Annotated in this window: 7 protein-coding genes; 1 reads left to right on the plus strand and 6 read right to left on the minus strand. The window is 70.9% G+C overall.

The genetic code is table 11. The features are described 5' to 3' along the window. Nucleotides 1–12 precede the first annotated feature (12 nt). From D7V80_RS27770 to D7V80_RS27795, 6 genes are all read right to left on the minus strand, one after another. On the minus strand, nucleotides 13–1,791 hold the full coding sequence (locus tag D7V80_RS27770) for a protein-glutamate O-methyltransferase (RefSeq protein ID WP_120591031.1): 1,779 nt from the start codon (nucleotides 1,789–1,791) through the stop codon (nucleotides 13–15). Beyond that, a complete protein-coding gene (locus tag D7V80_RS27775; RefSeq protein ID WP_120591032.1) occupies nucleotides 1,785–2,786 on the minus strand; it encodes a chemotaxis protein CheB in 1,002 nt (333 codons plus the stop codon). Before D7V80_RS27775 ends, D7V80_RS27770 begins: the two co-directional genes overlap by 7 nt. A gap of 37 nt (nucleotides 2,787–2,823) precedes the next feature. Then, nucleotides 2,824–5,133: a hybrid sensor histidine kinase/response regulator gene (locus D7V80_RS27780; RefSeq protein WP_120591026.1), complete on the minus strand. Its 2,310-nt coding sequence runs from the start codon at nucleotides 5,131–5,133 to the stop codon at nucleotides 2,824–2,826. Between the two features lie 62 nt (nucleotides 5,134–5,195). Next, nucleotides 5,196–6,455, minus strand: coding sequence for a methyl-accepting chemotaxis protein (locus D7V80_RS27785; RefSeq protein ID WP_120591027.1), 1,260 nt, complete (start codon nucleotides 6,453–6,455; stop codon nucleotides 5,196–5,198). Nucleotides 6,456–6,460: 5 nt separating this feature from the next. Continuing rightward, nucleotides 6,461–6,883 carry a Frizzy aggregation protein FrzB gene (locus tag D7V80_RS27790; RefSeq protein WP_233585776.1) on the minus strand — a complete coding sequence of 141 codons (423 nt, stop codon included), beginning with the start codon at nucleotides 6,881–6,883 and terminating at the stop codon, nucleotides 6,461–6,463. After that, nucleotides 6,880–7,362 (minus strand): chemotaxis protein CheW, encoded by a 483-nt coding sequence (locus D7V80_RS27795; RefSeq protein WP_120591028.1) that lies wholly within the window; start codon nucleotides 7,360–7,362, stop codon nucleotides 6,880–6,882. Before D7V80_RS27795 ends, D7V80_RS27790 begins: the two co-directional genes overlap by 4 nt. A 180-nt stretch (nucleotides 7,363–7,542) precedes the next feature. Here D7V80_RS27795 and D7V80_RS27800 point away from each other — a divergent pair. Beyond that, nucleotides 7,543–7,914: response regulator (locus tag D7V80_RS27800; protein ID WP_147447231.1), on the plus strand; the 372-nt coding region annotated here is incomplete at its 3' end.

The following is a 7,914-nucleotide window of genomic DNA, read 5'->3' on the forward strand; positions in this document are numbered from 1 at the left end:
GGGCTGGGTGATTCAGCCCGGCTGCTCCTCCAGCGCGGCCAGCGCATAGCGGGCCGCGCGGGAGATGGACTCCGCGGAGTCGAGCATCTCCGGGTAGTGCCCCGCCAACGGGCGCTGCGGATACTTCAGCTGCGCGACGGCGTTGCGGTAGCTGCGCCGGGCCGCCTCGAAGTCCTGCGTGCGCTCCTGCACCTGGGCCAGCAGGTAGTGGCCAATGGCCAGCGTAGGCTCCAGGAACAGGGCCTTGGACAGCTCGGAGCGCGCCTCGGCCAGGCTCCCCGCCTGCATCGCCGCCACCCCGCCAAAGACGCGCGCCTCCACGCACAGCGGCTCGCGCTGGAGCGCCTGACCGAAGGTGTCGCGCGCCTCGTCGATGCGGCCGGTGAGCGAGTACAGGTTGCCCAGCGTCAGGAGCGCGTCCAGGTCGGAGGGCTCATCCACCAGCAGGCGCTTCACGCCGTCGATGGCGGCGGGGAAGTCACCCTGCCCCATCTTCCGCACGGCCATGTTCAAGCGCTCCGCGGGCGGCAGCAGCTGCGGCCACGAACCGCTGGGGCGCGCGGGCGGCGCTTCCGCCAGGGGCTGGGACGCGGGCGGCTCCACGCGCACCGCCGCGAAGGAACCGGTCGTCGCGGTCCGGCGCGGAGGCTCCACGGGCCGGGACGGATCCAGCTTGATGGCGGGGAACTCTCCGGTGCGCGTCGGTTCCGTCCGGACCGCGGGGAACTCCCCGGTGCGGCGTCCCAGCGCGCCCAACGCGGGTATCTCCAGGGTGGGCCTGCGCACGGGCGCGTCCGGAGCCTTGGCACTCGCCGCGTCGGCCAGGCCCCCCGCGCGCAGCCTCGCCGCGGTCTCCGCGTTGGTCTGCATCCGCTGGCGCAGCTCCACGGCGAAGGACTCGGGGCTGCCCGGCCGGGGCTCCGCCGCCAGGGGCGCCAGCGGCGGAGGCGGACGGGGGCGCTCGCCCAGAGGGCGCCGGTACACGAACGCGCCGTCCACTTCGATCATCTCGAAGCGGTCATAGACCTTGAACAGGCTCTCCGAGTACCCCAGGAAGAGCAGCCCGCCCGGACGCAGCGCCGCGAGGAAGCGGTCCATCAGCCCGCGGATGGTGGGCAGGTCGAAGTAGATGATGACGTTGCGGCAGAGGATGAGATCCAGCGACCCGGGCGCCACCTTGTCGAACACCGGCGCGGCCAGGTTCTGGCCATCGAAGCGGATGTACTCGCGCAGGATGGGCGACGCCTCGTAGCCGTCCTCCACGGGCCGGAAGAAGCGCTTGAGCCGCTCCGGTCCAATGGCCATCGCGCGACGCGTGGTGAAGCGCCCCTGCCGCGCGGCCTCCACCGCGGCCAGGTTCAGGTCGGTGGCCCACAGGTCCACCTCCACCGCGAGCGCGCCCAGCTCCGCCATCACCAGCGCCAGGCTGTAGGGCTCCTCGCCGGTGGCGCAGCCCGCGGACCAGATGGACACCTTGCGCATCTCGCGCCGGGCCCGCGCGAGCAGCTCCGGCAGTACGCTCTGCTCCAGCGCGCGGAACTGCTTCGCGTCGCGGAAGAACTCCGTGTGCCCCACCGTCACCAGCGGCAGGAGCGCGCGCAGCTCCTCCTCGCCGCTCGCGCTCGTCAGCTTCTGCAGGTACTTCTCCGGGTCGCTCAGCCCCAGCACGGGCATGCGCGTGGACAGGGCGAGCCGCAGGCTGTGGTAGCCATCCAGGGTGATCTTCAGCCCCGCGCGTTCCAGGAGGAGCGCGGACAGCTGCTGGAGCACCTTGTTGCCCACGTTCAGCACGCGTCCACCCACTGCACGAGCGTCGGCGCGATGGTGTCCAGCGGCAGCACCTGCTGCGCCGCGCCCAGGAGCACGGCTTCGCGAGGCATGCCGTAGACGACGCACGTGGCCTCGTCCTGCGCGATGGTGCGCCCGCCCCGCTCGCGAATCTCCTTCAGCCCCCTGGCGCCGTCTCGGCCCATGCCCGTCAGGATGACGCCAATGCACCTCTTGCCGAAAGACTCCCCGGCCGAAGTGAGCAGCATGTCACACGAGGGGCGGAAGCCCCGCAGGGCAGGTCCTGTATCCAGTTCCAGACGGCCGTCCGGCTTCACCAGCAGATGTCCTCCCGAAGGGGCGATGTACACCGTGCCCGGCTCCATCCACGCGTCATGCGTCGCCTCGACGACGCGCAGCGCCGTCTCCGTGGACAGCCAGTGCGCCAGGCCTTCCGTGAAGCCCTGGCTGATGTGTTGACAGTAGGCGATGGGCGCGGGGAAGCCGCGCGGAATCATCCGCAGCACCGTCGCGACGGCCTTCGGCCCGCCCAGCGAGGCAGCCAGCGCGACCAGGGGGAACGGCGCGGTGGGCCCTTCCTGCACCGGCTGCTTTGCTTTCGACGAGGAAGGCGGCGAGCGCACCCCCTTCACCTGCGCCAGCATCACCAGCTTGCGGTTCACCGCGTGCCAGAAGTCCGGCCCCGGCGTCATGGGCCGGTCCATCACGTCCAGCGCGCCCAGGGCCAGCGCCTGGAACGCCTGCTGGCCGGTGAGCACGCCCGGGTGCAGCGCGAGGATGGGCGTGGGGCGCTGGGCCATGATGCGCTCAATGGCGTTGAGCGCCTCCGCGGACACCAGGTCCACCAGCAGCACGTCCGGGAAGTGCCTGCGCACCACCGCTTCCGCGCCCACGAAGTCCGCCTCTGGTGGGCCCACGGCGACCAGCGACTCGCCCTCGAAGAGCCCGCGCACGAGCGCGCGCAGGCCCCTCCCCACCAGGAGCACCCGGAACGCCAGTCCCATCACCGCCGTGCTGCCGCCCACGAGAGGCTCCTCAGGTCAGCCGATCGATGGACTGCGCAAGGATCTCCACCCCCAGCTCGCCCTTCACCAGGTACGCATCCGCGCCCGCATCCAGGCCGCGCCGCTTGTCCTCCGGCGACGCGAGCGACGACAGGATGATGACCGGGATGCGCGCCACGGCGGGCGTGCCCTTCAGCCGCCGCGTGAGGGAGAAGCCGTCCAGCTTCGGCATCTGCACGTCCGTGAGGATGAGGTCGTACGTGTTCGTCTGCACCTTCACGTACGCCTCCTCGCCGTCCTGGGCCTCCTCCACGGAGTGGCCCAGCGCCTTGACGAGCGCGCCTTCCGTCGCACGCGCGATGGGCGAGTCGTCCACCAGCAGCACGCGCAGCCGGCGGCTGGCGGGCGCCTGGGTGACGGGGCGGGCCATGCGGCGCACCTCCGTCATGATGTCCGGCACGTGCAGCAGCACCGCGATGCGCCCGTCCTCCAGCGCCGCCGTGCCCGCGATGAACGGCGCGCCCTTGAGGAACTCGCCGCCGCAGGGCTTCACCGCCACCTCGCGCTCGTCCACGAAGCCGTCCACCACCAGCGCGGCGTAGTCGTCGCCGTGGCGCACCACCACCGCGGGGGGCTTGTCGAAGCGGTTGCCGCCGTTGAGGCCCAAGAGCGGCCCCAGCGCCACGAGCGCCGTGGGCTTGCCCCGGTGCCGCACCGCCAGCGTGCCGAACACTTCCATGCGGTCATCCGGCTTGATGCGCATGACGGCCACCACGTCCGCGGCGGGCATGCCGTAGACGTCGTCGCCCAGGCGCACCAGCAGCACCTTCATGAGGGCCAGGGACTGAGGCAGGCGCAGCGTGATGGTGGTGCCGCGGCCCTGGCGGCTCTGCACGCCCACGGACCCGCCCAGCGTCTCCACCTTGCGCTTCACCACGTCCATGCCCACGCCGCGGCCGGACAGCTCACTGACCTGTTCGCGCGTGGAGAAGCCGGGGCGGAAGATGAGCTCGATGGCCTCGCGCTCCGACAGCGCGGCGGCCTGCACCGGCGACAGCAGGCGCTTGTTGATGGCCACCTGCTTGAGCCGCTCGGTGTCCATGCCGCGGCCGTCGTCCTCCACCTCGATGTGGAGCATGTCGCCGTCCACGCGCACGCGGATGCGGATGCGGCCCTGGGCGGGCTTGCCCATCTGCTGGCGGAAGTCCGCTGACTCCAGGCCGTGGTCCACCGCGTTGCGCAAGAGGTGCACCAGCGCGTCGCGCACGTCGGCCAGCATGGACCGGTCCACGCCGATGTCGGCGTTCTCGATGACCAGGTCCACTTCCTTGTTCTGCGTCTTCGCGATGTCGCGCACCGCGCGAGGGAACGCGTCGAACACGGTGGACAGCGGCACCAGGCGCGCCTCGGCCACGTGGTCCGCCAGCTGGGCCAGGTTGCCGTGCAGCGTGTTGATGCCGTCCCCGTTGCGGCGCACGAAGCGGAACGCGTCGTCGCGCAGCATGTGCAGGTCCGCCTCCGCGCGCTCCAGCTCCTTGTGGATGTCATCCGGGACATCCACGTCCTCGGAGATGCGCAGGAAGCGGTCGCCCAGGCGGCTGAAGCGCTCGAAGAGCTGCGCCGTCTCCGTGCTGCGAAGCCGGCCGCGCGCGCTCTCCACCAGCAGGTCGCCAGCGAGCAGGCCCAGCGAGTCCAGCACCTCCACGTTCACGCGGATGCTGCGGTCCGCGATGGAGTTGCTCTTCGCGGCGTTCGGAGCCTCCTCCTCCTTCGCGGCCGGAGCGGCCACGGCGACAGGCTCCGCCACACGGGGCGCGGCCTGCGCCGGCGCGGGGGCCTGCACCACCGCGGCGGGAGGTGCTACCGGCGCCTGCACCGCGGGCTTGGGCGGCGCGGCGGGCGGAGGCTGGGCGGCGGAGGCGGCGGGCTTGCGCACCGGGCCCAGCGCGGGCACGGGGTGGCCGGACACCTCCGACAACGCCTTCACCATCTCCTCGGTGACGGACGTGCCGGTGTGGGCCGCGTCCAGGTCCTCGATGAGGTCCGACAGCACGTCGCAGGCACGGAGCATGACGTCCGTGGCCGTCTCGGTGGCCGTCTTGCCTTCGCGCTCGGCGCGCAGGACGTCCTCGGCGGCGTGCGCGAGCTGCCCGATGGCGGCCAGGCCCAACATGCGGGCCTCGCCCTTCATCGTGTGCAGTTCGCGCGCGACGTCGTCCGCGGCCTGCTCCGCGGTCTCCTTCTCCAGGTCGATGACTCCCAGCTGGATCTTCTGGAGTCGGTCGGCCGTGACCTCCTGGAACTTCTTCAGGAGGGATTTCTTGAGGGCCTCGGTGTCCATGGGTCGCGGGCGTCAGGGCGCTATGCGCGCCCCTCGACCCATTTCTCCCCTCAGGAGAACGACTAGTCGGCCTTGAACCGCTTGATGAGCTCCGCGAGCCGGCCCGCGAGCTGGGTGAGTTCGGCGGCCGCCCCGGTGGCCTGCTTCGACGCCTGCGTCGTCTGGCGCGTCACGTCCTCGATCTCCGCCATGGACGCCACCACCTGCTCGGTGGCCGTGCGCTGCTGCTGCGTCGCCAGGTTGATGACCCGGGCCGCGTCGCTCGTCTCCTGCACGCCGGCGAGGATGCCCTCCACCGCCTGCGCCGCCACCGCGCCCAGCTTCTCGCCGGACTCCGTGGCGTGCTTGGACGCGTCCGCGGCGCCCGCGGCGGCCTGCGTGGCCTCGCGGATCTCGGTGATCAGGTTCTTGATCTCCTTGGTGGACTCCAGGACGTTCTCCGCCAGGCGGCGCATCTCCGCCGCGACGATGGAGAAGCCCTTGCCCGCCTCACCCGCGCGGCTGCCTTCCAGCGCCGCGTTGAGCGCCAGGAGGTCGGAGCGGTCCGCGATCTCGTCGATGACCTCCACCACCGTGCCAATGCGCTCCACGCGCTTGGACAGCTTGGAGATGGAGTCCGCCACCGCGACGCCGTCGCTGCGGATCTGCTGCATGGCCTGGATGAACTCGCCAATGGCGCCACGGCCCGCGCGGGCCGCGCCCAGCGTCTCCTCCGCCACGCGCGCCACGCTGCCCGCGTTCTCCGCGATCTGCGCGGACGCGTGCTTCAGCTCCTCCATGGTCGCGGTCGTCTCGTGGATGGCCGCGGCCTGCTCGGTGGAGGACGTCTCGTGCTGCGTGGACGCCGCCAGCACCTGGTTGGCGGAGGACGACAGCCGCAGCGCGGCCTCGTTGATCTCCCGCACGAAGATGCGCAGCGTCTCGATGACCTTGCCGAAGCCCTCCAGCAGGGGCCCGAGCTGGGGGTCTTCGGTGGACGTGTTCCAGCGCGACAGGTCGCCTTCACGCACCAGGATGATGAGCGAGTCGAGCGCCTGATCGATCTCCTGCGCCGCCACCTGCTTGCGGTGTTCGGCGGAGGAGAACTGCTCCAGCACCTGGTTGAGCAGGTGGCCGAAGCCGGTGGTGTCCGCCTGCACGCGGTCCTGCGGCACGCGCGCGTTCAGGTTGCCGGACAGCACCGACATCAACGTGTCGGTGAAGGGCTTGAACGGATCCGTCACCGTGTTGGCGATGACGGATTCCGCGCCGGCCTTCGCGCCCGGGGACTTCCTCGCGCCGCGAGACTTCGCGGGCTTCTCGTTGGGGCTCTCCAGGGACATGTTTGTCAGTGCCTTCCTTGCGTCTTCAAGGTTTCCGCCAAATCAATGAGCAACACGGGACGGCCCGCCCCTTCATCCAGGTCGAGGCAGACGCCCACCGCATACGAAGCCGCCGCGGCGGCGGCCGGCATGCGGCGCAGCCCGGCGAGCGGGATGGTGCGAACCCCGTTGACGGCGTCCACCTTCAGGTGGCCCTCGCCCTCGGGGGTGTCGAACACGAGCGCGCGGTGGCCCTTGTGGGGCAGGCCCAGCTCGCGCACGGTCAGGTCGTCCGGGAGCGCCCGGTCGATGCGCAGCACGGACGACGCGTCCGTGCCGTACTCCGAATCACCAATCTGGAAGAAGAGGACGTCCACCTCTCCCACGGCCCGGTCCGGATCCGCGTCCAGGCCGGGGGCTTCCTCATCCAGCAGGACGTTGCCGCTCATCGCACCACCGCGCGCTGACGGGCCGTCTGCAGGAGCTTGGAGAAGTTGAGCAGGTTCAGGCCATCCGCCGGCCCAGAACCCTGCACCACGCCCAACAGGTGCTCCGCGGCCTGATCCCCGCCCAGGGGCGGCGGCAGGATGTCCGCCACGGGGATGCGGCGCAGGCCAAGCACCGTGTCCGCCACCACGCCGGACACGTAGCTGCCGCTGACGCCCACGAAGATGCGGGTGCGCGGACCGATGCGCGCCTCGCCCTTGCTGAGGAAGCGCAGCAGGTCCACCACGGGCAGCACCTGGCCGCGGTGGCCGGTGACGCCCAGGATGAAGGACGGCGTGCGCGGCAGCGGCGTGAGCAGCCCGGCGCGCAGCACCTCGAGCACGTTCTCACTGGGGACGCCGAAGCGCAGCTCGCCCACGCGGAAGCAGAAGAATTCCTGCTCCGGCCGGGCCTGGGCGGCCACCGTACGGTCTGGCGCCATGCGCAAGGCGCGTTGGAGGGGGGAGGAGTTCGGGGTCAAGGCAGCGAAGTATCCAAGACCGGGAGAAAGGGGGTCAAGGGTCCTTCGTCCAATGCCGGACCGGCCGCCTGCTCTCCGTTTCGATGGTCCATCGTGACCCAAAGGTGTAGGGTTGTGCGCTGGCAGCCCCTGAGGAGGACGATGTCCCGCGTACTGGTCATTGACGACAGCCCGATGCTTCTGGAGCTCACCGTCCGGGCCCTGACGGCCGCCGGCTACGAGGCCATTGGCGCGCCGGACCTGGCTACGCTCAACCAGAAGCTCACCGAGGGCCCGTTCGCGCTCATCCTCATGGACGTGAACATGCCGGAGATGTTCGGCGACGACGTCGTCGAGTACCTCCGCACGGTGAAGGGCGTCACCTCCAAGCTCGTCCTCTACTCGGACATCTCCGAGCAGGAGCTGGAAGCGAAGGTGAAGAACTCCGGCGCGGACGGCTACATCCTCAAGAGCGGAGGCCTGGAGGGCGTGCTGGGAGGCGTCATGGGCATGATCGGCGCCCCGGCGCTGAAC

This window comes from Corallococcus sp. CA054B (assembly GCF_003611625.1).
Classification (GTDB): Bacteria; Myxococcota; Myxococcia; order Myxococcales; family Myxococcaceae; genus Corallococcus; species Corallococcus coralloides.

Excerpts from the sequence above, each read along its gene's own strand:
- D7V80_RS27780 (WP_120591026.1), bottom strand. The coding sequence starts at position 5,133 with ATGGACACCGAGGCCCTCAAGAAATCCCTCCTGAAGAAGTTCCAGGAG.
- D7V80_RS27785 (WP_120591027.1), bottom strand. The coding sequence starts at position 6,455 with ATGTCCCTGGAGAGCCCCAACGAGAAGCCCGCGAAGTCTCGCGGCGCG.
- D7V80_RS27790 (WP_233585776.1), bottom strand. The coding sequence starts at position 6,883 with ATGAGCGGCAACGTCCTGCTGGATGAGGAAGCCCCCGGCCTGGACGCG.
- D7V80_RS27795 (WP_120591028.1), bottom strand. The coding sequence starts at position 7,362 with ATGGCGCCAGACCGTACGGTGGCCGCCCAGGCCCGGCCGGAGCAGGAA.